22 protein-coding genes are annotated in these 24,444 nt (G+C 71.3%); 8 read left to right on the top strand and 14 right to left on the bottom strand.

What is annotated here, in order from left to right; translation table 11 throughout:
- Positions 1 to 59 precede the first annotated feature (59 nt).
- From EWV39_RS05735 to EWV39_RS05720, 4 genes are all read left to right on the top strand, one after another.
- The gene (locus tag EWV39_RS05735) at positions 60 to 410 is read left to right on the top strand and encodes a hypothetical protein (RefSeq protein ID WP_129657667.1); all 351 of its coding nucleotides are present in this window, start codon (positions 60 to 62) and stop codon (positions 408 to 410) included.
- 165 nt (positions 411 to 575) lie between these two features.
- Entirely contained in the window at positions 576 to 1,355 is a 780-nt protein-coding gene (gene lipB / locus EWV39_RS05730; protein ID WP_272947829.1) for a lipoyl(octanoyl) transferase LipB, read from the top strand.
- A 53-nt stretch (positions 1,356 to 1,408) separates the two neighbouring features.
- Positions 1,409 to 2,416 carry a lipoyl synthase gene (gene lipA, locus EWV39_RS05725; protein ID WP_129657658.1) on the top strand — a complete coding sequence of 336 codons (1,008 nt, stop codon included), beginning with the start codon at positions 1,409 to 1,411 and terminating at the stop codon, positions 2,414 to 2,416.
- 208 nt (positions 2,417 to 2,624) lie between these two features.
- Entirely contained in the window at positions 2,625 to 3,371 is a 747-nt protein-coding gene (locus EWV39_RS05720; RefSeq protein WP_238148115.1) for a DUF4191 domain-containing protein, read from the top strand.
- A 63-nt stretch (positions 3,372 to 3,434) separates the two neighbouring features.
- On the opposite strand, the gene EWV39_RS05715 is transcribed toward EWV39_RS05720, so the two are convergent.
- Positions 3,435 to 3,893: an RDD family protein gene (locus EWV39_RS05715; RefSeq protein WP_129657656.1), complete on the bottom strand. Its 459-nt coding sequence runs from the start codon at positions 3,891 to 3,893 to the stop codon at positions 3,435 to 3,437.
- Between the two features lie 230 nt (positions 3,894 to 4,123).
- Between EWV39_RS05715 and glnA (EWV39_RS05710) the strand changes: the two genes are divergently transcribed.
- Positions 4,124 to 5,548, top strand: a complete 1,425-nt coding sequence (glnA, locus tag EWV39_RS05710) for a type I glutamate--ammonia ligase (RefSeq protein WP_129657654.1) — start codon at positions 4,124 to 4,126, stop codon at positions 5,546 to 5,548.
- Between the two features lie 89 nt (positions 5,549 to 5,637).
- Here the strand turns inward: glnA (EWV39_RS05710) and EWV39_RS05705 are convergent, their stop codons facing one another.
- Together EWV39_RS05705 and glnA (EWV39_RS05700) are read right to left on the bottom strand one after the other, a co-directional pair.
- Positions 5,638 to 8,760 (bottom strand): bifunctional [glutamine synthetase] adenylyltransferase/[glutamine synthetase]-adenylyl-L-tyrosine phosphorylase, encoded by a 3,123-nt coding sequence (locus EWV39_RS05705; protein WP_238148114.1) that lies wholly within the window; start codon positions 8,758 to 8,760, stop codon positions 5,638 to 5,640.
- 23 nt (positions 8,761 to 8,783) lie between these two features.
- Entirely contained in the window at positions 8,784 to 10,124 is a 1,341-nt protein-coding gene (glnA, locus tag EWV39_RS05700; protein WP_129657652.1) for a type I glutamate--ammonia ligase, read from the bottom strand.
- 119 nt (positions 10,125 to 10,243) lie between these two features.
- Between glnA (EWV39_RS05700) and panB the strand changes: the two genes are divergently transcribed.
- Positions 10,244 to 11,107 carry a 3-methyl-2-oxobutanoate hydroxymethyltransferase gene (gene panB, locus EWV39_RS05695; protein WP_129657650.1) on the top strand — a complete coding sequence of 288 codons (864 nt, stop codon included), beginning with the start codon at positions 10,244 to 10,246 and terminating at the stop codon, positions 11,105 to 11,107.
- Positions 11,108 to 11,194: 87 nt separating this feature from the next.
- Here panB and EWV39_RS05690 read toward each other — a convergent pair whose 3' ends face one another.
- Positions 11,195 to 11,434, bottom strand: coding sequence for an SPOR domain-containing protein (locus tag EWV39_RS05690; protein ID WP_129657648.1), 240 nt, complete (start codon positions 11,432 to 11,434; stop codon positions 11,195 to 11,197).
- 43 nt (positions 11,435 to 11,477) lie between these two features.
- On the opposite strand from EWV39_RS05690, the gene map reads away from it, so the two are divergent.
- Together map and ppgK are read left to right on the top strand one after the other, a co-directional pair.
- Positions 11,478 to 12,392: a type I methionyl aminopeptidase gene (gene map, locus EWV39_RS05685; protein WP_129657646.1), complete on the top strand. Its 915-nt coding sequence runs from the start codon at positions 11,478 to 11,480 to the stop codon at positions 12,390 to 12,392.
- A gap of 59 nt (positions 12,393 to 12,451) precedes the next feature.
- Positions 12,452 to 13,339 carry a polyphosphate--glucose phosphotransferase gene (gene ppgK / locus EWV39_RS05680; RefSeq protein ID WP_129657644.1) on the top strand — a complete coding sequence of 296 codons (888 nt, stop codon included), beginning with the start codon at positions 12,452 to 12,454 and terminating at the stop codon, positions 13,337 to 13,339.
- Positions 13,340 to 13,472: 133 nt separating this feature from the next.
- Here ppgK and nrdR read toward each other — a convergent pair whose 3' ends face one another.
- The 10 genes from nrdR to EWV39_RS05630 all read right to left on the bottom strand — a co-directional run bounded on the left by nrdR (position 13,473) and on the right by EWV39_RS05630 (position 24,363).
- Positions 13,473 to 14,081 (bottom strand): transcriptional regulator NrdR, encoded by a 609-nt coding sequence (gene nrdR / locus EWV39_RS05675; protein WP_129657642.1) that lies wholly within the window; start codon positions 14,079 to 14,081, stop codon positions 13,473 to 13,475.
- Positions 14,081 to 15,460: a histidinol dehydrogenase gene (hisD, locus tag EWV39_RS05670; protein ID WP_129657640.1), complete on the bottom strand. Its 1,380-nt coding sequence runs from the start codon at positions 15,458 to 15,460 to the stop codon at positions 14,081 to 14,083. The genes nrdR and hisD overlap by 1 nt, the downstream gene beginning before the upstream one ends.
- A 25-nt stretch (positions 15,461 to 15,485) precedes the next feature.
- Complete coding sequence (dnaE, locus tag EWV39_RS05665) at positions 15,486 to 18,977, bottom strand: DNA polymerase III subunit alpha (protein ID WP_238148232.1); 3,492 nt, start codon at positions 18,975 to 18,977, stop codon at positions 15,486 to 15,488.
- Positions 18,978 to 19,096: 119 nt separating this feature from the next.
- Complete coding sequence (locus tag EWV39_RS05660) at positions 19,097 to 20,059, bottom strand: RluA family pseudouridine synthase (protein ID WP_129657636.1); 963 nt, start codon at positions 20,057 to 20,059, stop codon at positions 19,097 to 19,099.
- Positions 20,056 to 20,649, bottom strand: a complete 594-nt coding sequence (gene lspA / locus EWV39_RS05655; protein WP_238148113.1) for a signal peptidase II — start codon at positions 20,647 to 20,649, stop codon at positions 20,056 to 20,058. Before lspA ends, EWV39_RS05660 begins: the two co-directional genes overlap by 4 nt.
- A 129-nt stretch (positions 20,650 to 20,778) precedes the next feature.
- Positions 20,779 to 21,501 (bottom strand): DivIVA domain-containing protein, encoded by a 723-nt coding sequence (locus EWV39_RS05650; protein ID WP_129657635.1) that lies wholly within the window; start codon positions 21,499 to 21,501, stop codon positions 20,779 to 20,781.
- Between the two features lie 158 nt (positions 21,502 to 21,659).
- On the bottom strand, positions 21,660 to 21,959 hold the full coding sequence (locus EWV39_RS05645) for a YggT family protein (RefSeq protein WP_129657633.1): 300 nt from the start codon (positions 21,957 to 21,959) through the stop codon (positions 21,660 to 21,662).
- 36 nt (positions 21,960 to 21,995) lie between these two features.
- Positions 21,996 to 22,628, bottom strand: coding sequence for a cell division protein SepF (sepF, locus tag EWV39_RS05640; protein ID WP_129657631.1), 633 nt, complete (start codon positions 22,626 to 22,628; stop codon positions 21,996 to 21,998).
- A 126-nt stretch (positions 22,629 to 22,754) separates the two neighbouring features.
- Positions 22,755 to 23,549, bottom strand: coding sequence for a YggS family pyridoxal phosphate-dependent enzyme (locus EWV39_RS05635; protein ID WP_129657629.1), 795 nt, complete (start codon positions 23,547 to 23,549; stop codon positions 22,755 to 22,757).
- Complete coding sequence (locus tag EWV39_RS05630; RefSeq protein ID WP_337589938.1) at positions 23,542 to 24,363, bottom strand: purine nucleoside phosphorylase YfiH/LACC1 family protein; 822 nt, start codon at positions 24,361 to 24,363, stop codon at positions 23,542 to 23,544. The genes EWV39_RS05635 and EWV39_RS05630 overlap by 8 nt, the downstream gene beginning before the upstream one ends.
- Positions 24,364 to 24,444: the final 81 nt, after the last annotated feature.

Here is a 24,444-nt window from a genome sequence, read left to right as displayed (position 1 = left end):
TCGCCACGTTTTGCTGACACAGTGACACCAAAGGCCTCCGGAATCGATACCATCGGGGTATGACGGTCTTCTTCTCCATCCTCCTCTTCCTGCACATCCTCGGCGCCGCGCTGGTCTTCGGCCTGTGGGTGGCCAACTTCAAGCCGCCGAAGGTCCTGCCCATGCAGTTCTACGCGGCCCTGGTCTCCGTGGTCACCGGGGTGCTGATGGTCGGCGTACGCGAGATGCAGGATGCGGACCTCAACTACGTCAAGGTGGGCGTGAAGCTGGTCATCGGGCTGGTCATCGCCGTCGCCGCCTTCATCGGCCAGCGACGCTACCGCCGCGACGGCGCCGTACCCACGGGGCTGGCGCACGCCGTGGGAGGACTCGCGCTGATCAACATCGCGGTGGCGACCCTCTGGAGCTGATGCCCCGCACCGCCGCCGAGGCCCCGCATCGTCCCTTCGGTGCGGGGCCTCGGCGCGTCCGGCTCCTCCTCCCGTGGCCGGGAGCCGGCTGCCGCGCATGTCCGGGTCACCCCCGCTGGCTGCATCCCTCCCGCGGCCCCGGAAACCGACGCCCGGGCTCCTCGAATGGACGCGCGGAGGGGCGCGCCGGGCGGCCCGTCCCACCTCGTGGTCCCGGCCGGCCCCGGACCGCGCGGCGACGAGGTCTGGAGTAGGCTGAGGAGCATGGCTTTGGATATCGAACGCGTCGGGTTCGCCCCGGACTACGTGGACTATCGGGAGGCGCTGGCTCGGCAGGAGGAGATCCACGGACGGGTCAGCCGCAAGCAGCAGCAGAACACGGTGATGCTGCTGGAGCACGAGGCGGTCTTCACCGCCGGCAAGCGCACTGAGCCGCACGAGTACCCCCAGGACGGCACCGACGTCGTGCCCATCGACCGCGGCGGCAAGCTCACCTGGCACGGTCCCGGGATGCTCGTCGGCTACCCGATCGTGCGGCTGCCCGAGCCCATCGACGTCGTCGCCTACGTACGCCTGCTCGAGGAGATCCTCATCACCGTGCTGGCCGACTTCGGCATCGACGGCCGGCGGGTCGAGGGCCGCTCGGGGGTCTGGATCCTGGGCGAGGGCATCGAGCCGGACAAGAAGATCGCCGCGATCGGCATCCGGGTCTCCCGCAGGACCACGATGCACGGCTTCGCGCTGAACTGCTCCAACGACCTCGCCGCCTTCTCCAGCTTCATCCCCTGCGGTATCACGGACGCGTCCGTGACCACCATGAGCGCCGAGGCCGGCCGGAATATCACGCCCTCGGACGTGGTTGACCGGGTAGAGAGGGAACTGGCCGTCCAGGCGGACCGGCTCGCCGCCCAGTTCACCGTCGAACAGGAGACGGCCGACGCCTAGCGCGCGGCCGCCGCAACGAGCCGACTGAACGTACGGACACCCAAGGAGTGACCATGACCATCGCCCCCGAGGGCCGCAAGCTGCTCCGCGTCGAGGCGCGCAACGCCGAGGTGCCGATCGAGAAGAAGCCCTCCTGGATGAAGAACACCGCCAGGATGGGCCCGGAGTACCAGGAGCTCAAGACCATGGCCCGCAGCCAGGGTCTGCACACCGTGTGCGAAGAGGCCGGCTGCCCCAACATCTACGAGTGCTGGGAGGACCGCGAGGCGACCTTCCTCATCGCCGGCGACACCTGCACGCGGCGCTGCGACTTCTGCGACATCGCCACCGGACGTCCCGTCGCGCTGGACCCGCTCGAGCCCGTCAAGGTCGCGCGCTCGATCCAGCAGATGAACCTGCGCTACGCGACCGTGACCGGCGTCGCCCGCGACGATCTCGAGGACGGCTCCGCGATGCACTACGCGAAGACCATCCGGGCGATCCACGAGCAGAACCCGAACACCGGCGTCGAGATCCTCATCCCCGACTTCCAGGGCAAGCCAGACCGGCTGGACATGATCGTCGACGCCGGCCCCGAGGTCTACGCCCACAACGTGGAGACCGTGCCCCGCATCTTCAAGAAGATCCGCCCGGCCTTCACCTACGAGCGCTCGCTGGAGACGATCTCCCACGGCAAGGACCGCGGGATGATCACCAAGTCCAACCTGATCCTCGGGATGGGCGAGACCAACGAGGAGGTCTACGAGGCCCTGTGTGACCTGCACGACGCCGGGACCGACATCATCACCCTGACGCAGTACCTGCGCCCCTCGCCGCTGTTCCACCCGATCGACCGGTGGGTCAAGCCCGAGGAGTTCGTGGCGCTCTCCCAGGCTGCCGAGGAGATCGGCTTCCTCGGCGTCATGGCCGGGCCCATGGTCCGCTCCTCCTATCGCGCCGGGCGCCTGTGGGCCCGCGCGATGGAGAAGATGGGCCGGCCGATCCCGGAGCACCTCTCCCACATCGAGGACTCCGGCTCGGCCCGGCAGGAGGCGAGCTCGCTGCTGGCCGCCTCCGCGTAGCCGGACGACGACGGGCACCGCACGGGCCGCGGCGCTCCCGGGATCCCCGGGGCGCCGCGGCCCGACTGCGTCCGCACTCTCAGCGGCCGGGCCCCGGGATCGCCGCCGTGCGGTGACGTGCCCGGGCACGCCCCGCTCTCCCGTAGACTAGTGCCAGAATGTCCCGGCGCCGTTCGGCGCCTCCCACCCACCACCATGAGGAATCGACGTGTCGTCTCAGCCGTCCAAGAAGGGCAAGCTCACGCGCGAGGAGAAGCGCGAGGAGAAGCGGAAGAAGAAGGCTGGCAAGGGCCCCGGCCCCTTCGCCCAGATGAAGCAGGTCTACCAGATGACCAAGAAGTCGGATCCCAACATCACGTGGATCCTGCTCCTGGTGGCCCTGGCGGTCGTACTCGTCTTCCTGGTCATCGGCCTGCTCCTCGGCAACTGGATCACCTTCACGATCATCGGCATCCCGGTGGGCGTGCTGGTGGCGATGATCGTGCTGTCCAGGAGAGCCGAGAAGGCCGCGTTCGGGCAGATCGAGGGGCAGACCGGCGCGGCCGGGGCGGCCCTGTCGACGCTGCGGCGCGGGTGGATCGTCGAGGAGCAGCCGGTGGCGATGAACCCGCGCAGCCAGGACCTGGTGTTCCGCGCGCTCGGCAAGCCCGGCGTCGTGCTCGTCACCGAGGGGCCCTCCCAGCGAGTGAACTCGCTGGTCAACCAGGAGCGCAAGAAGCTGAACCGGGTGGCGCCCAACGTCCCGGTGCACGTCGTCAAGGCGGGCAACGACGAGGGCCAGGTCCCGCTGAAGAAGATCGCCAAGTCCCTGAAGAAGCTGGACAAGACGCTCACCATGCAGGAGGTGCACGCGGTCAACAACCGCCTCGCCTCGCTCGGCCAGGGGCTCCCGGTGCCGAAGGGCGTGGACCCGATGAAGGCCCGGCCGGACCGCCGCGGCCTGCGGGGGCGCTGAGGCGCCCGCTCACGCGGAAGACGCGGCGGGGGCGGGTCCGGGAAGCTGGTCCAGCCGTCGTCGTCAGCGGAAGAGCACGAGGACGGTGCCCACGCTGCGGTCGTGCAGGCCGCGGGAGTTCTCGTCCACGACGACGACGGGGACGACCGGCAGGATGAGCAGGCTGCGCACGGCCGCCCTGCGGAAGCCTGCAGGGCCCCCCGCCATGGTCTGGACCTGCATGCCGCAGATGAAGTGCCCCAGGGCGTGCCCGCCGAAGCCCACCAGCAGGCTCTGGTAGAGCCAGAAGGCGATCGGCGCGGCCAGCGCGAGCCATCCGTCGAGGGGGCCCAGGATCCAGAGGCAGATCGCGTAGCAGAGGTACCAGTCGATGACGAAGGCGAGGATGCGGCGGGGGAAGCGGGCGATCGAGCCGGGGCCCCGCTCGGGCCGGCCGAGCAGCTGGCCCGGGAAGTCGGGGTAGGAGCGGCCGTCCCCCGAGGAGCTCTCTGCGGCCTGGGAGGGGTCTGTGGAAGCGGGCATGCTCCCACAATAACCAACGCCCGGGGCCGCTCACGATAGAGTGGGGGCATCGGCTGCCGCGGCGGCCGCCTCCCGGCTCCGGCCGGATGCATTAACGCACCGGAAACATCCGGGATACAGGGGGGCAACCGGATGCGGCTAGTGTGACCGTTGTGCAACACACGCGGGCGGCCCGAGGAAGAGCGGGCCCCGGCGAGGTCGTGTCCAGCAATCTAAGGAGAACACGGACCATGTTCCAAACCGCCCAGGAAGTCCTGACGTACATCCAGGAGGAGGATGTCGTCTTCGTCGACCTCCGCTTCACCGACCTGCCGGGAGTGCAGCAGCACTTCAACCTGCCGGCCAAGGCGGTGGACGACGACTTCTTCGTCAACGGCCAGCTCTTCGACGGCTCGTCCATCCGCGGCTTCCAGGGCATCGCCGAGTCCGACATGCAGCTCATCCCGGACCCCAAGTCGGCCTTCGTCGACCCGTTCCGCGTGGAGAAGACCCTCGTGGTCACCTGCTCCATCGTGAACCCCCGCACCGGCGACCCCTACCACCGCGATCCCCGCGGCGTGGCCGAGCGCGCCGAGGCCTACATGCAGTCGACCGGCATCGCCGACACCGCCAACTTCGCCTCCGAGGCCGAGTTCTTCATCTTCGAGGACGTCCGGTACCAGGTCTCCCCCGAGTCCACGTTCTACGCCGTCGACTCCGACGAGGCCCCCTGGAACTCCGGGCGCAAGGAGGAGGGCGGCAACCTCGGCAACAAGACCCCCACCAAGGGCGGCTACTTCCCGGTCTCCCCCGTGGACAAGCAGGCCGACCTGCGCGACGCGATCTGCGTGGCCCTGGACGAGATCGGCCTCGCGGTCGAGCGGTCCCACCACGAGGTCGGCGCGGCCGGCCAGGCCGAGATCAACTACACGTTCTCGACGCTGACCCTCGGCGCCGACGACCTGCTGAAGTTCAAGTACGTCGTCAAGAACACCGCCGACGCCTTCGGCAAGAGCGCGACCTTCATGCCCAAGCCCGTCTTCGGGGACAACGGCTCCGGCATGCACTGCCACCAGTCGCTGTGGAAGGGCGGCGAGCCCCTCTTCTACGACGAGCGCGGCTACGCCAACCTCTCGGACACCGCCCGCTGGTACATCGGCGGCCTGCTCGAGCACTCCTCCGCCGTGCTGGCCTTCACCAACCCGACCGTCAACTCGTACAAGCGCCTGGTCAAGGGCTTCGAGGCGCCGGTCAACATGGTGTACTCGCAGGGCAACCGCTCCGCCGGCATCCGCATCCCGATCACCGGCTCGAACCCCAAGGCCAAGCGCCTCGAGTTCCGCGCCCCGGACCCCTCCTGCAACCCCTACCTGGCGTTCGCCGCGCAGCTCATGGCGGGCCTGGACGGGATCCGCAACCGCATCGAGCCGCCGGAGCCCATCGACAAGGACCTCTACGAGCTCCCCGCCGAGGAGGCCAAGGACATCAAGACGGCCCCGGCCTCGCTCGGCGAGGCGCTGGAGGCGCTGGAGGCCGACCACGAGTTCCTGCTCGCGGGCGACGTCTTCACCGAGGACCTGATCGAGACCTGGATCTCCTACAAGCGCGAGAACGAGCTGCTCCCGCTCTCGCTGGTGCCGCACCCGCTGGAGTTCCAGCTCTACTACGGCGTGTAGCAGGCCGCTGAGCCGATCGGAGGGCCGCGGACGGATCACACCGTCCGCGGCCCTCCTGCGTCCGGGCCCCGTCTCCCGCGGAGCCGCCCTCAGTCCTCGAGGTGCCCGTAGAAGATCTTCTCGTAGACCGCCCGGGCGTGCCGCGTGATCCGCAGGTAGTCCTCCTCGAGGCGCCCCGCCGAGTCCGGGCCATAGCCCACCCAGCGCGCCGTCGCCTCCAGGTCCCTCCGGCTGGAGGGCAGGGAGTCCGAGGGCCGTCCGCTCCGCAGCACGTTGGTTCCGCGAATGCGGGTGGCCAGCCGCCAGGCGGTCTCCAGGGTCTCGGCGTCCTCGGCCGCGACCAGCCCGTACGAGACCGCCTCGGCGAGCGCGGTGAGCGTGCCGGTGGTCTTCAGCCCGGGATGCTCGTGCGCGTACCGCAGCTGGAGCAGCTGGACGAGCCACTCGACGTCGCTGAGGCCGCCGCGGCCGAGCTTGAGCTGCCGGTTCGGATCCGCTCCCCGCGGCATGCGCTCGGACTCGACCCGCGCCTTCACCCGCCGCACCTCCCGGACCCGGCTCTCCGGGAACTCGGCCGGGTACCGGTACGGGTCGATCAGCCGCACGAAGCTCTCCGCCAGCTCCGCCGAGCCGCTCAGGGGCCGGGCGCGCAGCAGCGCCTGGAACTCCCAGGTGTCGGCCCAGCGCTCGTAGTACTCCGCGTAGGAGTCCAGGGAGCGGACCATCGGGCCCGACTTCCCCTCCGGGCGCAGGTCCGCGTCGATGATCAGCGTCTTCTCGGCGCGGATGGCCGGCGTCGTGGGGGACTTGAGCAGCTGCACGATCCGGGAGATCAGCGTCCCCGCCTGGGCGGCGGCCTCCTTCTCGTCGCTGCCCTTCCAGGGGCGGTGGACGAACATCACGTCGGCGTCGGAACCGTACCCGATCTCGGCGCCGCCCTGCCGGCCCATGCCGACGATGACGAGGTCGGTCAGCGGGCGGTCCCCCTGCTGGGAGTACATCTCCCGCTCGGCGGCCCGCTGGACGCCCAGGATCGTCGCCTGGTCGATGTGGGAGAGGCCCCGCATGATCTCCTCCGAGGTGAGCAGGCCCGAGGTCTCCCCCATCGCCACCCGCAGGATCTCGCGGCGCCGGATCAGGCGCACCATCCGCGCCGCGGACTCCGCCTCGTTGTGCCGGGAGATCTTCGACTGGATCTCGGTCCACAGGGCCTCGAAGCTCGCGGGCCGCAGCTGGTCCTCACGGTCCAGCCAGGCGATGGACTCCGGCTCGTCCTCCAGCAGGTCGGTGACGAAGCGGGAGCTGGAGAGGATCGCGCACAGCCGCTCCGCGGCCACGGAGGAGTCGCGCAGCATCTTCAGGTACCAGTGCGTCTGCCCCAGCGCCTCGGAGACGCGGCGGAAGCCCAGCAGGCCGGCGTCGGGGTCCACGCCGTCGGCGAACCAGCCCAGCAGGACCGGCAGGATGGTGCGCTGGATCTCGGCGCGGCGGGAGAGCCCGCGGGTGAGCGCCTCGATGTGGCGCATCGCCCCCTTGGGGTCCAGGTAGCCCAGCGCCGCGAGCCGGTCCCGCGCGGCCTCCGAGGAGAGGGCGACCTCGGCCGCGGAGAGGTGCGCGACGGCGGCCAGCAGCGGCCGGAAGAACAGCTGCTCGTGAAGCCCCCGCACCGAGCGCTTGACCTTCCGCCAGGAGTCGATGAACGCGGCGGGGGTGATCCTCTCCCGCTCCCCCGGGCCCCGCATCCCGCGGGCGACGACGGTCTGGTCCGCCTCCTTGACCGGCATCAGGTGGGTGCGGCGCAGGTGCAGCAGCTGGATCCGGTGCTCCAGCAGGCGCAGCCACCGGTACTCCCGGCTGAACCGGGCGGCGTCGCCCCGGCCGATGAAGGAGCGCTCCGAGAGGGCGTCCAGGGACTCGGTGGTCGAGCGGGTGCGCACCTGCTCGTCGGTGCGGCCATGGACCAGCTGCAGCAGCTGCACCGTGAACTCGACGTCGCGCAGCCCTCCTGGCCCGAGCTTGATCTGCCGGTCCCGCTCCTCCTCCGGGATGTTGTCCGTCACCCGGTGGCGCATCCCCTGCACCGAGTCGACGAAGCCCTCGCGCCCGGAGGCCTCCCACACGAAGGGCGTGATGGCCTCGAGGTACTGCTGGCCCAGGGCGGCGTCGCCGGCGATCGGCCGTGCCTTCATCAGCGCCTGGAACTCCCAGTTCTCGGCCCAGCGCTCGTAGTAGACCCGGTGCGACTCCACCGTGCGCACCAGCGGGCCGTCCTTGCCCTCGGGCCGGAGGTTGGCGTCGACCTCCCAGAGGCCCGGCTCGGGGGCGACGCCGTGCAGGATGCTGCCGATCCGCTTGACCAGGAGCGTGCCCACCCGGTTCTGCGTCTGCTCGTCGGGCGGCCCCTCCGACCCGCCGTCCCCCTCGGGTCCGGCATCCTCCGCCTCCCCGGCCGGGAAGGCCGGGCCCACGGCGTAGATGACGTCGACGTCGGAGACGTAGTTCAGCTCCCGCGCCCCGCACTTGCCCATCCCGATGACGGCCAGGGCGACGTCGGCCGCCTCCGGCTCCTCCTCGGCGAGCTCCGCCCGGGCGATGGCCAGGGCGGCGTCGACCGCCGCGCCCGCCAGGTCGGCGAGCGCGGCGCCGACGGCCGGCATGAGATCGATCGGCTCCTCGGCGCACAGGTCGGCGATCGCCAGCCGCGCCAGCTGGGTCCGGTAGGCCACGCGCAGGGCCTCGGCCGCCTCCGCGCCGGTCAGCTCCGCCACGGGCCGCACAGCCGCCGGATCCGAGCCCACCGAGCGGTGCATCGCCTCCCGGTAGGCCTCGGGACGGCCCTCGCGCACTCCCCGGATAAGCTCCTCGGGATCCTCGTCGAAGACCTCCAGCTGCTCCGGGCGGCGCAGGAGGAACTCCCCGAGGGCCTCCGAGGCGCCGAGCAGCCGGTAGAGCGAGAGAGCCTCGGCGCCCCGCTCGACCCGGCGGGAGAACTCGGGTCGGTCCGCGAGGATCCGCACGATGTTCTTGAGCGCGATGTCCGGCGAGGGGCTGAGCCGCAGCCCCTCCAACAGCCGGGTCCCGTCCACTGCCTCGAGCTCGCGCGAGGCGAGCCACCGCTGCGCCCCGGTCAGGTCGGTGAAGCCGAGGCCGGCAAGCCGCTGCTTGCCCGGCACGGCGTCGGGGGCCGTGGTGGTCGCGCTCGCGTCGGCCATCTCGCGTCCTTTCCTCCCCGGGCCTACAGGAGGCCGAGGTTGTGCTTGAGCTCGTACGGGGTGACGACCTGGCGGTAGGCGGTCCAGTCCTCCTGCTTGTTCAGCAGGAACTGGTTGAAGACCTGCTCGCCGAGGACCTCGGCCATGAACTCGGAGTCCTCGGTCTGCCGGATCGCGTCGTAGAGGGAGGAGGGCAGCGGGCTGTGGCCGAGGCTGCGGCGCTCCGCGGCGGACATCGAGGCGACGTCCTCCGACTCCGCCATCGGCAGGTCGTACTCGTTCTCGATGCCCTTCAGGCCCGCCGCCAGGATGACGGCGTAGCTCAGGTACGGGTTCGCCGCGGAGTCGATGCCGCGGTACTCGATGCGGGCCGACTGCATCTTGGAGGGCTTGTACAGGGGCACGCGCACCAGGGCCGAGCGGTTGTTGTGGCCCCAGGACAGGTAGCTCGGGGCCTCTCCCCCGCCCCAGAGCCGCTTGTAGGAGTTCACGAACTGGTTGGTGATGGAGGTGAACTCGGGCGCGTGGTGCAGCACGCCGGCGATGAAGTGCCGGGCCGTGCGGGAGAGCTGGTACTCGGCCCCCGCCTCGAAGAACGCGTTGGAGTCCCCCTCGAACAGCGAGAAGTGGGTGTGCATCCCGGAGCCGGGGAACTCGGTGAAGGGCTTGGGCATGAAGGTCGCGTAGATGCCCTGGGAGTAGGCGACCTCCTTGATGACCGAGCGGAAGGTCATGATGTTGTCCGCGGTCTGGAGGGCGTCGGCGTGGCGCAGGTCGATCTCGTTCTGGCCCGGCCCGTCCTCGTGGTGGCTGAACTCCACCGAGATGCCGACCTCCTCGAGCATCGTCACCGCCCGGCGCCGGAAGTCCTGGACGACGCCGCCGTAGACGTGGTCGAAGTAGCCCTCCCGGTCCACCGGCTCGGGCTGGCCCTCGGCGTTGAGCTCGGGGGACTTCAGCAGGTAGAACTCGACCTCCGGGGCGGTGTAGCAGGTGAAGCCCATGTCCCCGGCCTTGGCCAGGACGCGCTTGAGCACGCCGCGGGAGTCCGCGGAGGAGGGCTCGCCGTCGGGGGTGAGGATGTCGCAGAACATCCGGGAGGTCGGCTCGACCTCGCCGCGCCACGGCAGGATCTGGAAGGTCGAGGGGTCCGGCTGCAGCAGCATGTCGGACTCGTGCACCCGGGAGAGGCCCTCGATCGAGGAGCCGTCGAAGCCGAGCCCCTCGTCGAACGCGCTCTCCACCTCGGCCGGGGCGAGCGCCACCGATTTGAGGGTGCCCACGACGTCGGTGAACCACATCCGGACGAACCGGACGTCCCGCTCCTCGATGGTGCGGAGCACAAATTCCTGCTGGCGATCCATGGCTCTCCTCGTCAGTTGGTTCCGATCCCGGCCGTACGGGCACCACTCTATCCGCTCCCCGGGGCGGGTCCCGGGGGATCTGCGGGGACGGCGCGCGGCCAGGTCGTAAAGTGGTGGCCATGGCCTCATATCTCCATGACAACCCGGAACCCGCCGAGTCCGAGGGCGACTGGCTGGACCGCGTCGCCACCGTCCGCACCGTCCACCTGCAGCGCTGCAAGGACCGGGGGCACCGGTTCTCGATGCTCACCAGCTACGACGCGATGACCGCCGGCATCTTCGACGAGGCCGGCATCGAGGTCCTGCTCATCGGCGACTCCGCCGGCAACACCGTCTTCGGCTATCCCTCGACCGTCCCGGTCACCCTCGACGAGCTCATCCCCCTGACCCGGGCCGTCTCCGGCGCGGCGAAGCGCGCCCTGGTCCTCGCCGACCTGCCCTTCGGCTCCTACGAGGAGTCCCCGGCCCAGGCCGTGGCGAGCGCCGTGCGGCTGATGAAGGAGGGCGGCGCCCACGGGGTGAAGATGGAGGGCGGCGCGTACTACGCCGAGCACGTGCGCGCCATGGCCCAGGCCGGCGTCGCGGTCATGGCCCACGTGGGCTACACCCCGCAGAGCGTGAACTCGCTCGGGGGCCACCGCGTCCAGGGGCGCGACGACGCCGCCCAGCGGCTCCTGGACGACGCCCTCGCCCTCGAGGAGGCCGGGGCGTTCTCCGTGCTGATCGAGATGACCGCCGAGCCGGCCGTCCAGGCCGCGGACGAGGCGCTGCGGGTGCCCACCGTGGGCATCGGCGCGGGCGGCTCGACCACCGGCCAGGTGCTGGTGTGGCAGGACATGCTCGGCCTCGGCGAGGGACGGGCCCCGCGCTTCGTCAAGAAGTACGCGGATCTGCGCGGCGTCGTCGCCCAGGCGGCCGGGGCCTACCGGAAGGACGTGCTGGACGGGTCCTTCCCCGCCGAGGAGCACGTCTTCAAGGAGTAGCCTTCCGGGGCCGGCCGCCCCGGGTGCCGGGCCCCGACCCCCTCAGGAGGATCGGGCCGGATGCCGCCGCGAGGCCGGGCCGGGGCCTCAGCCGTGCCGGTGGTGATGGCCGGGCTGGTGCCCGGCCGCCCAGCGGGCGTTGCTGTCCTCCCACTCCTCGTTGCGCTGCGCCGCGCGCTCGAGGGCGTGCTGGGCCTCCTCCCGGCTCGCGTAGGGGCCGATGAGCTGCCGGTAGTCGGACTGGGCGCCCTGCTCCACGGTCCGGGTGTAGGTGTTGTACCAGAACTGCTGCTCGGGGGGCAGGTGGCTGGCGTCCTTGTAGCTCATGACGATGCTCCTCGGGTCGGCGAATTCACTTACAGTTGATGATATGCCTGAAACCAACACAGATTCGATAACCCACAACGCGCCGGCGGAGCCGGGACGCGCCCCCCTCGGCACCCTGGCCCCGGGCCGGGTCTCCCCCGTCCGCCGGGTCCCCGAGGGCATCGAGCGCCCGGAGTACGTCGGGCGGACCACCGCCGAGGAGGGGCACGGCTCCAACTTCTACACGCCCGAGGAGATCGAGCTGGTCCGCGAGTCCGGCAGGATCGCGGCGGGCGCCATCGTGGCCGCCGAGGAGCACTGCGTCCCCGGCACCACCACCGACCGGATCGACCGCGTCGTGCACGAGTACATCTGCGACCACGGCGCCTATCCCTCGACGCTGGGCTACAAGGGCTTCTGGAAGTCGGTGTGCACCTCGCTGAACGAGGTCGTCTGCCACGGCATCCCCGACTCGACCGTGCTGGAGGACGGGGACATCGTCAACCTCGACGTCACCGCCTTCAAGAACGGCATGCACGGCGACACCAACCGCACGCTGCTGGTGGGCGAGGTGGACGAGGAGTCCCGGCAGCTGGTCGAGCGCACCGAGGAATCCCTGCGCCGCGCGATCAAGGCCGTGCGCCCGGGCCGCGAGATCAACGTCATCGGCCGGGTGATCGAGAAGTACGCCTCCCGCTTCGGGTACGGTGTTGTGAGGGACTTCACGGGACACGGCGTGGGACGCGAGTTCCACTCCGGCCTGATCGTCCCCCACTACGACGCCGCGCCCCAGTACAGCACGGTGATGGAGGAGGGCATGGTCTTCACCATCGAGCCGATGCTCAACCTCGGCACCGTCGCCTGGGACCTGTGGGAGGACGACTGGACGGTGGTCACCCGGGATCGCCGCCGCTCCGCGCAGTTCGAGCACACCCTCGTGGTCACTGCCGACGGCGCGGACGTACTGACCCTCCCCTAGCCCCGCCGGAGCGGAACCCGCCCGGCCTCCCGCCTCGCCCGACGAACAAGGAGAGTCCCATGAGCCAGAACGCATCCGTGCGGCCCGAGGTGGCCGTCGCCGCCGACCTGAACCACGCGGAGGAGCTGCCCCCGCCCTCGCCGCGCCATCTGGCGATCGGCGTCGACATCGGGGGCACCGGGATCAAGGGCGGCATCGTGGACCTGCGCACCGGCTCGCTGGTGGGCGAGCGGCACCGGATCGACACGCCCCACCCGGCCACCCCCGCCACGGTGATCCCGGTGATCGGCCGGATCGTCGAGGAGCTCCAGCGGCGCGATCCGGCGCCCGAGCCCTCCTCCGCCGTCGGGCTGGGGTTCCCCGCCATCATCAAGGACGGGAAGACCTGGTCGGCGAGCAACATCGACGACTCCTGGATCGGCGCGGACCTGGCTGGCCCGGTCCGCGAGGCGCTGGGCCGGGAGGTCTACGCGGTGAACGACGCCGACGCCGCGGGCCTGGCCGAGGCGATCTACGGCGAGGGCCGCGGCCAGGACGGCCTGGTCATGGCCATCACCCTGGGCACGGGCATCGGCTCGGCGATCATCCACAACGGGGTGCTCGTCCCCAACCTCGAGCTGGGGGCCATGGAGCTGGACGGGGCCGACGCCGAGGCCAGGGCCTCCGTCCGGGCCCGGGAGCGCGAGGGGCTCTCCTGGAAGGAGTACGGCGCCCGCCTGCAGCGGTTCTTCGCCAAGGTGGACCGGCTCTTCTCCCCCGACCTCTTCGTGGTCGGCGGCGGAGTGTCCCGCAAGCCCGAGAAGTTCATGCCCTACCTGGACGTCGGCACCCCCATCGTGCCGGCGGCGCTGCGCAACAACGCGGGGATCGTCGGGGCCTCGCTGTTCGCCTCCGGGCAGCCCGGCGAGCGGGAGCACCGGAACGAGGTGACCGGGCCCCGGGCGTAGACGAGAACGGACGCCGACACTTGGCGGCTTCCCCTCCGCAAGTATCGGCGTCCGGTTCCATCTAACCACATGCCGGGGTCCAGTCCAAGGCTCTCCTCCGCCGGGTTGCGACGGCCCGGGAACGTCCCGGAGGTCAGAGCAGACGCGGCTGGTCCGGCTCCTCGGCCGTCTCAGCGGAGCGCTTCCTCCGCGTCGTCTCCGAGCGCCGTGCGCCCCGGCCCCGGCGCGGGGCGGGCTCCTCGCCGGACTCGTCCTCGACCGCCTCCGGCTCCTGCCCGGCGCCACCGGCCCGCTCCGCGGTCTCGGCGCGCAGGGTCTCGATCGCCCGCTCGAAGTCCCCGAGGCCCTCGAAGGCCTGGTACACGCTGGCGAAGCGCAGATAGGCGACCTCGTCCAGGCGCTGCAGCGGCGCGAGGATGGCCAGCCCGACGTCGTTGGCGTCGATCTCCGCGACGCCGCGGGCCCGAATGCTCTCCTCGACCTCCTGCGCGAGCAGCGCGAGGTCGTCCTCGCTGACCGGCCGCCCCTGGCACGCCTTGCGCACGCCCGAGACGATCTTGGACCGGGTGAAGGGCTCGGTCGCCCCCGAGCGCTTGATCACGTTGACCGTGGTCGTCTCCAGCGTGGAGAAGCGGCGCCCGCAGGCCGCGCACTGGCGGCGGCGGCGGATGGCCGAGCCGTCGTCGGCGACCCGCGAGTCGACCACGCGGGAGTCCGGATGGCGGCAGTAGGGGCAGTGCATCAGGGACGCTCCTTCGCGGCGGCCCCGCGCACGGTGATCGCCGCGCCGTGGGCGGGGAGGTCCTCGGCGTGGGAGAGCGCGACGACGGCCTCGCCCACCTCTGCCAGCGCCTCGGCCGAGTAGTCGACGATCTGCACGGGCTTCATGAAGGTCGCCGTGGTGAGCCCGCCGGCGTGTGCCGCGGAGCCGCCGGTGGGCAGCACGTGGTTGGAGCCGGCCGCGTAGTCCCCCAGCGGGACGGGGCTGTAGGGGCCCAGGAAGATCGCGCCGGCGTTGCGGATCCGGGCCGCGACCCCTGCCGGGTCCTGCGTGTGGATCTCGAGGTGCTCGGCCGCATAGGCGTCGGCCGCCCGGATGCTCTCCGAGAGGTCCTCGGTGAGGATGACGCCGGACTGCTGGCCCGCCAGCGCGGTGGCCACCCGCTCCCGGTGCCGGGTGACCGCTGCCTGCTCGGCGACGGCCTCCGCGACCGCCTCGGCCGTCTCCTGGGAGTCGGTGATGAGCAGGGACCCCGCGTTCGGGTCGTGCTCGGCCTGGGAGATGAGGTCGGCGGCGACGAAGTCCGGGCGCGCCGAGGAGTCCGCGATGACCGCGATCTCCGTGGTGCCGGCCTCGCCGTCCACGCCCACCAGCGCGCGCAGCTGCCGCTTGGCCATCGCGACGTAGATGTTGCCCGGCCCGGTCAGGATGTCCACGGCCTCCAGCCGGTCCTCGCCGTCCTCGATCCCGTAGGCCATCGCGCCGAGCGCCTGCGCGCCGCCGATCGCCCAGACCTCGTCCACGCCGAGCAGGCCGGCCGCGGCCAGCGTGGTGGGGTGGGGCAGCCCGCCGAACTCGCGCTGCGGCGGGGTGCACAGGACCACCGACTCGACGCCGGCCGCCTGCGCCGGGACCACGTTCATGACCACCGAGGAGGGGTAGACCGCGAGCCCGCCCGGCACGTAGAGGCCGGAGCGCCGCATCGGCGTCCAGCGGTTGGTCAGGTGAGCGCCGGGGGCCACCTCGATGCTCGAGTCGGCGGGCCGCTGGGCCGCCGCGAACGCCCGGGTCCGCTCGATCGCGGCCTCCAGGCCGCGGCGGACCGCAGGGTCCAGGCCGGAGACGGCCTCGGCGATGGCCTCGGCCGGCACGCGCAGACGCTGCTGCTCGACGCCGTCGAAGCGCGCCGCGAGCTCCCGGAGGGCCGCGGCGCCCCGGTGCCGCACGTCCTCCAGGATCCCCGCGACCGCCTCCTCGGCGGAGGAGACGAAGTCGCCGCTCTGCCGGGGGACGACGGCGCGCAACTCGGCGTCGCTGAGCCGGCGCCCCCTCAGGTCGATGACGCGCAGCCGTGGCTCCGGCGCTCCGGTCGTGGCGAAGGTGCTGGAAGTCGATGTCATTCCACCAGTTTAACGCCCTTCGCCGTCAGGACGCCTTCTCGAGGCATGCCGAGCCGAAGAGCACCTTCAGATCGCCGTACAGGGCGGGGTTCGGATTGACCCTCAGCCGCGGGGAGAGCCTCATCAGCACATCCTTGGTGCGGCCGGCGAGGATCATCCGCACCTCGGTGTCGCCCCGGTGGTTCTGGAGGATGCCCTCCAGCTCGCGGAGGTTCTGCTCGGTGGCGCGGTGCTCGGGCAGCGAGATCACCACGGGGCCCTTCTGCCCGTCCGGATCGATGTCCGGGACCTTGAGCTCCTGCGCCGAGACCGTGACCGTGCCGTCGTCGCGGCGCTGGAGGCGGCCCTTGATGGTACAGATGAGGTCCTCGGCCAGCACCCCGGAGATCGGGGCGTAGACCTTGCCGAAGAACATGACCTCCATGGAGCCGGTCCGGTCCTCGAGCTCGACCCGGGCATAGGCGTTGCCGCTGGTCTTCGCGACCTTGCGCTGCACCGAGGTGATCATCCCCGCCAGCGTCACGGTCGCGCCGTCGGGCTTCCCGTCCTCGTCCAGCAGCGACTGCACGGAGGAGTCGGAGAGCTGGCCCAGGGCGTCGTCGAGCCCCCGCAGCGGGTGGTCCGAGACGTACAGGCCGAGCATCTCCCGCTCGAAGTTCAGCTTGTCCCGCCGCTCCCACTCGGGGACGTCCGGGATCGCGACGGCGAGGTCGGCGCTGGGATCCGCCTCCTCGACGCCCATGCCGCCGAAGAGATCGAACTGGCCGGCGGCCTCCTGGCGCTTGACCGAGACCGTGGCGTCGATCGCCTCCTCGTGGACCTGGGACAGGGCACGACGCCGGTGCCCCAGGTCGTCGAAGGCGCCCGCCTTGATCATCGAGTCGATGGTCCGCTTGTTGCAGACGATCGCCGGCACCTTCTTGAGGAAGTCGTGGAAGGAGGTGAACTTCCCCTGCTCCTCCCGGGCGGCGACCATCGCGTCCACCACGTTGGAGCCGACGTTGCGCACGGCCCCCATGCCGAAGCGGATGTCCTGCCCCACCGGGGTGAAGTTCAGGGCGGACTCGTTGACGTCGGGCGGGAAGACCGTGATGCCCATCCGGCGGCACTCGTTGAGGTACAGGGCGAGCTTGTCCTTGTCGTCGCCCACCGAGGTGAGCAGCGCGGCCATGTACTCCTGCGGGTAGTGCGCCTTGAGATGGGCGGTCCAGTACGCCACGAGGCCGTAGGCCGCCGAGTGCGCCTTGTTGAAGGCGTAGTCGGAGAAGGGCAGCAGGATCGCCCACAGCGTCTTGATCGCGTCCTCCGAGTAGCCGTTGTCCAGCATGCCCTGGTGGAAGCCCTCGTACTGTTTGTCCAGCTCGGCCTTCTTCTTCTTGCCCATCGCCCGGCGCAGGATGTCCGCCTGTCCGAGCGAGTACCCGGCGACCTTCTGGGCGATGGCCATGACCTGCTCCTGGTAGACGATCAGGCCGTAGGTGGTGTCCAGGATCTCCGCCAGCGGTTCCGCCAGCTCCGGGTGGATGGGGGTGATCTCCTGCGCCCCCGTCTTGCGCAGGGCGTAGTTGGTGTGCGAGTTCGCGCCCATCGGCCCCGGCCGGTACAGGGCGATGACCGCGGAGATGTCCTCGAAGTTGTCGGGGCGCATGAGCTTGAGCAGCTGGCGCATGGGGCCGCCGTCGAGCTGGAAGACCCCCAGCGTGTCGCCGCGCGCCAGCAGCTCGTAGGCGGGACGGTCGTCGATCCCGAGCGTCTCCAGGTCCAGCGTCTCGCCCCGGTTGGACTCGATGTTGGCCAGGGCGTCGGAGATGATGGTGAGGTTGCGCAGCCCCAGGAAGTCCATCTTGATCAGTCCGAGGCCCTCGCAGGTCGGGTAGTCGAACTGCGTGATGACCTGGTTGTCCTGCTCGCGGCGCATGATGGGGATGACGTCGATCAGGTTGCGGCTGGACATGATCACCCCCGCCGCGTGGACGCCCCACTGGCGCTTGAGTCCCTCGAGGCCCTCGGCGGTGTCGAAGACCTTCCGGGCGTCCTCGTCGCCGGCGAGCAGCTCGCGCAGCTCCTCGGCCTCGCTGTAGCGCTTCGCGTCCTTGTCGTAGACGTCGGTGAGGTTGATGCCCTTGCCCATGACGTCCGGCGGCATGGCCTTGGTCAGCCGCTCGCCCATCGAGAACGGGTAGCCCTGCACGCGCGAGGAGTCCTTCAGGGCCTGCTTGGCCTTGATCGTCCCGTAGGTGACGATCATGGCGACCTTGTCCTCGCCGTACTTCTCGGTGACGTAGTGGATCACCTCGGAGCGGCGGCGATCATCGAAGTCGACGTCGAAGTCGGGCATGGAGACGCGGTCCGGGTTGAGGAACCGCTCGAAGATCAGCCCGTGATCCAGCGGGTTCAGGTCGGTGATGCGCATCGCGTAGGCGACCATCGAGCCGGCGCCGGAGCCGCGGCCCGGGCCCACGCGGATGCCCTGGCTCTTGGCCCAGTTGATGAAGTCGGCCACCACCAGGAAGTACCCAGGGAAGCCCATCTGGATGATGATGCCGGTCTCGTACTCCGCCTGCTTGCGGACCTCGTCCGGGATGCCCTGCGGGAAGCGGTAGTGGAGGCCCTTCTCGACCTCCTTGACGAACCAGGACTCCTCGTTCTCGCCCTCCGGGCAGGGGAAGTTCGGCATGTAGTTGGCGCTGGTGTCGAACTCCACGTTGCAGCGCTCGGCGATGGCGAGGGTGTTGTCGCAGGCCTCCGGGAAGTCGCGGAAGACCTCGCGCATCTCGGCCGGGGACTTGAGGTAGAACTCGTCGGCGTCGAACTTGAAACGCTTGGGGTCCTGGATGGTGGACCCCGACTGCACGCACAGCAGCGCGGCGTGGGCCTTGGCGTCCTCGGCGCGGGTGTAGTGGAGGTCGTTGGTGGCGACCAGCGGCAGGTCGAGGTCCTTGGCCAGGCGCAGCAGGTCGCTGCTCACGTTCTTCTCGATCGAGAGCCCGTGGTCCATCAGCTCACAGAAGTAGTTCTCCTTGCCGAAGATGTCCCGGAACTCGGCCGCCGCCTCGCGGGCCTCGCGGTACTGGCCCAGCCGCAGGCGGGTCTGGACCTCGCCGGAGGGGCAGCCCGTCGTCGCGATCAGGCCCTCCGAGTAGGTGTTCAGTAGCTCGCGATCCATGCGGGGCTTGTAGAAGTGGCCCTCCAGCGACGCCAGCGAGGAGGCGCGGAAGAGGTTGTGCATGCCCTGGGTGCTCTCGGCCAGCAGCGTCATGTGGGTGTAAGCGCCGCCGCCGGAGACGTCCCCGCGCCCGCCCTCGGCGAACTTGACCCTGGTGCGGTCCTGCCGGGCGGTGCCGGGCGTCACGTAGGCCTCGACGCCGATGATCGGCTTGATCCCGGCGTTGCGGGCCTTGTTCCAGAAGTCGAAGGCGCCGAAGAGGTACCCGTGGTCGGTGGTCGCCACGGAGTCCATCCCGAGCTCGTGCGCGTGCTCGAAGAGGTCGTCCAGGCGGGCCGCGCCGTCGAGCATCGAGTACTCGGTGTGGACGTGCAGGTGCGTGAAGCCTTTGGAGGAGGATGCCGTGGAAGTCACCCGTCCATTCTAGGCCATCGCGCGGGGCGGGGCCCCTTCCCCGCGATGGACGCGGATCAGCCCAGCGCGTCCCCGCTGCGCATCGCCTCGAGGGCGAACTCCAGGTCCGCCGGGTACTCGCTGAGGTACTCCACCGCGTCCCCCGTGCCGGGGTGCTGGAACCCGAGCCGGCGGGCGTGCAGCCACTGCCGGGTCAGCCCCAGCCGCGCCGAGAGACGGGGGTCGGCGCCGTAGGTGAGGTCGCCGCAGCACGGGTGGTGCAGCGCTGAGAAGTGCACCCGGATCTGGTGGGTGCGCCCGGTCTCCAGATGCACCTCGGCCAGCGCGGCGGGCCCGAAGGCCTCCATCACCTCGTAGTGGGTCACCGAGGCCCGGCCGTCCTCTACGACGGCGAAGCGCCACTCGTGCCCGGGATGCCGGCCGATGGGGGCGTCGATGGTCCCGCGCAGGGGGTCCGGGATGCCCTGGACCATCGTGTGGTAGACCTTCTCGACCGTCCGCTCCTTGAAGGCGCGCTTGAGCGCGGAGTATGAGGCCTCGTTCTTGGCCACCACCATCAGGCCCGAGGTGCCGACGTCGAGCCGGTGGACCACGCCCCGGCGCTCGGCCGCCCCGGAGGTGGAGATCCCGACGCCGGCCGCGGCCAGCGCCCCCACCACGGTGGGCCCGTGCCAGCCGGGGCTCGGATGGGCCGCGACGCCGGCGGGCTTGTCCACCACCACGATGTCCGAGTCCTCGTGGAGGATCGAGAACCCGTCGACGGTCTCGGCGATGACGCGCACCGTCTCCCCCGCCGGCGGCACGACGACGCTGACCCGGGCACCGGCGGGCAGCCGCAGGGACTTGGCGGGCCGCAGCGGCCTGTCCTCCGCCTCGACCAACACCCTGCCCTCGCCGCACCAGGCGGCGGCGGCGGAGCGGGAGGAGCCGGTCCGCTCGGCGATCGCGGCGTCCAGCCGCGTGCCCTCGTCCTCGGGACCCACCGTCCAGACGTCCTGCTTCTCGGTCGTCTCGCTCACGCGGTCTCCTCCTGCTCCTCGGCTCCCCGGCGGACGCCGGTGAGCGGCACGTCCCTCAGCGTCAGCAGCGCGATGCCCGCGATGCTGACGCAGATGAGGGTGTCTGCGATGTTGAAGATCGCGAAGTGGGGCACGGAGATGAAGTCGACCACGTGCCCGACGCCGAAGCCGGGCTGCCGGAACAGCCGGTCGGTCAGGTTGCCCAGCACGCCGGCCAGCAGCCCGCCCAGGGCGAGCAGCCACCAGCGGTGCCGGGCCCTCGGGAGGACCGCCACCACCACGGCGGCGACCACGGCCATGACGATGGTGAAGATCCAGGTGTAGGACTCCCCCATGGAGAACGCCGCCCCGGGGTTGCGGATGAACCTCCACCACAGCAGCCCGTCGACCACCGTGATCGACTGCCCTTCCCGGAGCGTGCTCTCGATCCACCACTTGGTCAGCTGATCCGCCCCGTAGCCGATCAGCAGCAGGGCCGCCGCGGCCAGCCGGCCGCGCAGCAGGGGCGCGCCCGCGAGCGGCCGGGGGCGGCGCCCTCGGCCGGATGCCTCTCCGGGCCCCTCGGGGCGTCCGGCGGACTGGGTGCTCACGGGTTCAGCGCTCCTGGGCTCGGCTGACACGGGGGGTGTGGCCGCCGCACCGCGGGGGCGCGGCGGCGCAGACTCGTCCGGGGGCCGATGCGCGCGGCATCGGCCCCCGGACGGGATGGACGGGAGGGATCAGGAGACCGGCTCGAGCGAGGGGCCGTTCTCGAGGTCGTCGAGGCGCTCCTTGAGGTAGCTCCGCAGCTCCGCGCGGTAGGAGGACTCGAAGCCGCGCAGCGACTCGACGTCGGTCTCCAGGCTCCGCTTGGCCTCCTCCAGGCTCGCCAGCACGTCCTGGCGGCGGGTCTCGGCGTCCGAGACCAGCGAGTCGGCGGCGGACTGGCCCTCGTCGATCAGGCGCTGGCGCTCGGCCTCGCCCTGGGCCACGTACTCGTCGTGCAGACGCTGGGCCATCGCGATCACCGCGGCGGCGGACTCGGAGGAGGAGTCCGACGCGGCAGGGGCGGCCTGGGACTGCGCGGGGGCGGCCGGGGCGGGCTGATCGGCCGTCTGCTCCTCGACGGCGGGCAGCGGCTCGGGCTCCTGGGCGGGGGCCTCGGCCTCGACGGGCTCCTCTGCCTGCGCCTCGGGCTGGACGTCCTCGGAGGAGTCCGCGGCGTCGTCCGACGCCGTCCGGACCGGCTCGGAGACGGTCTCGTCCTCCGTGCCGATGCTCACGGGGGCGGAGACCCCGGCCTCGCTGAGCTGCTGGCGGAGGTCCTCGTTCTCCGTGTTGAGGCGCCGCAGCTCGGCGACCACCTCGTCCAGGAAGAGGTCGACCTCTTCCTGGTCGTAGCCCTCTCGGAACTTGGTGGGCTGGAAGGTCTTGTTGATGACCTGCTCGGGGGTCAATGCCATGGATGTCACCTCGTGTCTAGAAATGTGGGTCCGGGTCACCGGTAGGCTCCGGCCGACGGTCGGTAGCTAGCCTGAGACTCATCCTAGCGCGCACCGGCCGGCGGGCCACCGTCCCTCGCCCTGCCCCTGCGGGCAGCGCGTCGTGTTCCGGCGGTGGGTCAGCCGGCGGAGATCATCAGCCCGCCCACGATGGCCCGCACCAGCCCGATCCCCAGGACCAGGACCAGGAAGCCCATGTCCAGGGAGATGCCGCCCAGGTTGAGCGGCGGGATGATGCGGCGCATCAGGCGCATGGGCGGATCGGTCAGCGAGTAGACGCTGGACGCGAAGACCAGCGCCACGCCCTTCGGACGCCAGGACCGGGCGAAGCTCTGCACCCAGTCCAGGACCAGCCGGAACATCAGGACCAGCAGCAGCAGGTACAGGGCGAAGTTGAACAGGGCGAGGATGGAGACCACGGATTACCTACTCGTCGGCGGGGCGTCGGGACGGGGCTAGCGCTGGTTGAAGACGGGCACTTCCTCGTGCTCGTAGCCGGTGTCCGCGACGTCGTTCGCCAGGACCTCCAGATTGGCCGGGGTCAGCAGGAACACCTGCTCGGTCACCCGCTCGATGCTCCCGTTCAGGGCGAAGGTGAGGCCCGAGGAGAAGTCGATCAGCCTCTTGGCCTCCGAGACGTCCATGTCCGTCACGTTCATGATGACGGGGATGTTGTCCCGGAATGACTCGCCGATCACCTTGGCGTCCTTGTAGGAGCGCGGGTGGATGGTGGTGATGCGTCGCAATTCGTTGTCGCTTTCGCTCTGTGCCTCGGCACGCTTGATGGGTGTCACGGGGGCCCGGTGCTCGGGCTGCTCCGCGGGGGGCTCGACGTCGTCCTCCGGCTCCGGCTCCCCCACGGGCTCGAGGGCCGCGGCCTGCCTCTCCGGCTGACGGCTCGCGCGGCGGGGGGCGGGCTGCTGGACGGGGGCCGGCTCGTACTCCGGCTCCTCCTGGAAGGACTCGGCGGGCTCGAGGTCCTGCTCGGCCTCCGGCTCGGGCCGGCGCTTCTGGGGTGCGGGCTGCTGCTCGTACCCGTCGTCGGCCAGGCCAAGGAAGACCATCGCCTGCCGCAGAGTTCCGGCCATGTTGAGACTCCTCGATGATGTTCGTCTGAACGGGCCCGGCGCCGCCGGGTACCGTCGCGTATCGGTCAATTATCGCCGGGCGGCCCTCGGAATCCGAGGGGCAACACGCCCCCTCCCAGCCAACAGTCAGGCTGGGCCGGTGGCCTCCGGCCGGGGGCCCATGATGGAGCTGCCGACCCTGACCCTCGTGGACCCCCATCTTATCGCTTCGGCCCAGTCCCCGCTCATCCCGGCCGAGATCTGCCGCGCCTGCGGGTGCTCCGCCCGGAGCCGCTGGCTGATCTCCCAGAGCCGCTCGAAGCTCGGCCCCGGCTCGGCGCCCAGCGGGGCGACGGCCATGAGGCCGCCCAGCCGCAGGCCCTCGGCCTGCTCGATCTCCTCGGCGAGGCGGCCGACCTCGGCGGGCGCCGCGCCGCCCCGGCCGGCGGCCCCCTCCTCGAGGTCCACCTGGATGAGGCACTCGAGACCTCCGGAGGCGTGCGCGGGCGGGGCCGCGGCCTCGCCGGCCTCCCACGCCTCGAGGCGCCGGCGGTACGCCTTGGCCAGCGCCGCCACGAGCGAGGATCGATCCACCGAGTGGACGCTCGAGGCGTAGGAGACCACCGACTTCGCCTTGTTCGTCTGGAGCTGGCCGATGTAGTGCCAGCTCAGCTCCGTCCGCCCCGAGGCGATCAGCCGGGCCGCCTTGGCGGAGGCCTCCTGGTCCCGGTTCTCCCCCACCGCGCGGACGCCGGCGTCGTACAGGGCGGCCACGTCGGAGGCCGGGAAGAACTTGGTGACCGGGATGAGCTCGACGTCGAGCCCCTCGGCCCTGATCCCGGGCGGGGTCTCGGCCGCCGCCGCGGCGACCTCCTCCGCGACCCTCCGGCAGCCGGCCTCGAGCTCGCGGGCGCGCCCGGGCTCGCAGCGCAGTTCATCCATGGGTGGTGCTCCTCTCCTCCGCGGTATCCTCCCCGCGGCGCCAGACGATGCCCGCGATCCGGCCCGCTCCCGGCTCCCGCCGGTGCGAGTACAGGTCCGTCTCCTCCGCGGTGCAGCCCCGCGTCCCGGCGGCCGCGGGGACGCCCAGCTCGCGCAGCCGCTCCTCGGCCGCTGCCCGCAGGTCCAGGGAGGGCGTGCCCCAGGAGGTGCGGGAGGCGATGCCGGGGGCCAGCCGGACGGCGTCGCGGGCCATCTCCTCCGGGACCTCGTAGCAGGCCCCGCAGATCGCCGGGCCGATCCAGGCCGTCAGCCCGGTGCCGCCCAGCGCGCGCAGCGTCCGGACGGCCTCCCCGACGACGCCGTCCAGCAGTCCCCGCCGTCCCGCGTGCGCGACGCCGTAGAGGCCGGGGTCCTCGCTGGTGAAGACGATCGGGAGGCAGTCGGCCGTCAGGACCGCCAGGGGCCTGCCGGTGGAGGTCACGGCGGCGTCGGCCACGGGGGCGACGGCCCGCTCCTCGGCCGCGCCCCGGGGCCTGAGCGGCTCCTGGTCCTCGGCGCGCGCGACGGCGGTGCCGTGCACCTGCTCGAGGAAGAGGGTCCCGCGCTCCGGGATGCCGAGCAGGCGCTCGAGCCCCCGCCGGTTCGCCTGGACGGCGGCGGGGTCCTCGCCCACGTGGAGCCCGAGGTTGCCCGCCGGGACCACGGTGAAGGCCAGGCTCGTGCCGCCGGTCAGGTCAGCGCGCGCGTAGAGGCCCTCCGAGGCCGGAGGCACCCCCGCGGGACGCGCCGGGACGCCGTGCTCTTCCACCACCACGACTGCCCTCCTCGATCGTTCGTTCACACAGCCGCCGCGCGGGGCGGAGGCCGGGCGCCGCCCCGGAGACGCCGAGGGCGG

The organism is Rothia halotolerans, assembly GCF_004136635.1.
Taxonomy (GTDB): domain Bacteria; phylum Actinomycetota; class Actinomycetes; order Actinomycetales; family Micrococcaceae; genus Rothia; species Rothia halotolerans.
Note: the sequence above shows the minus strand (reverse complement) of the source record. Positions and strands in the feature narration are given on the sequence as shown.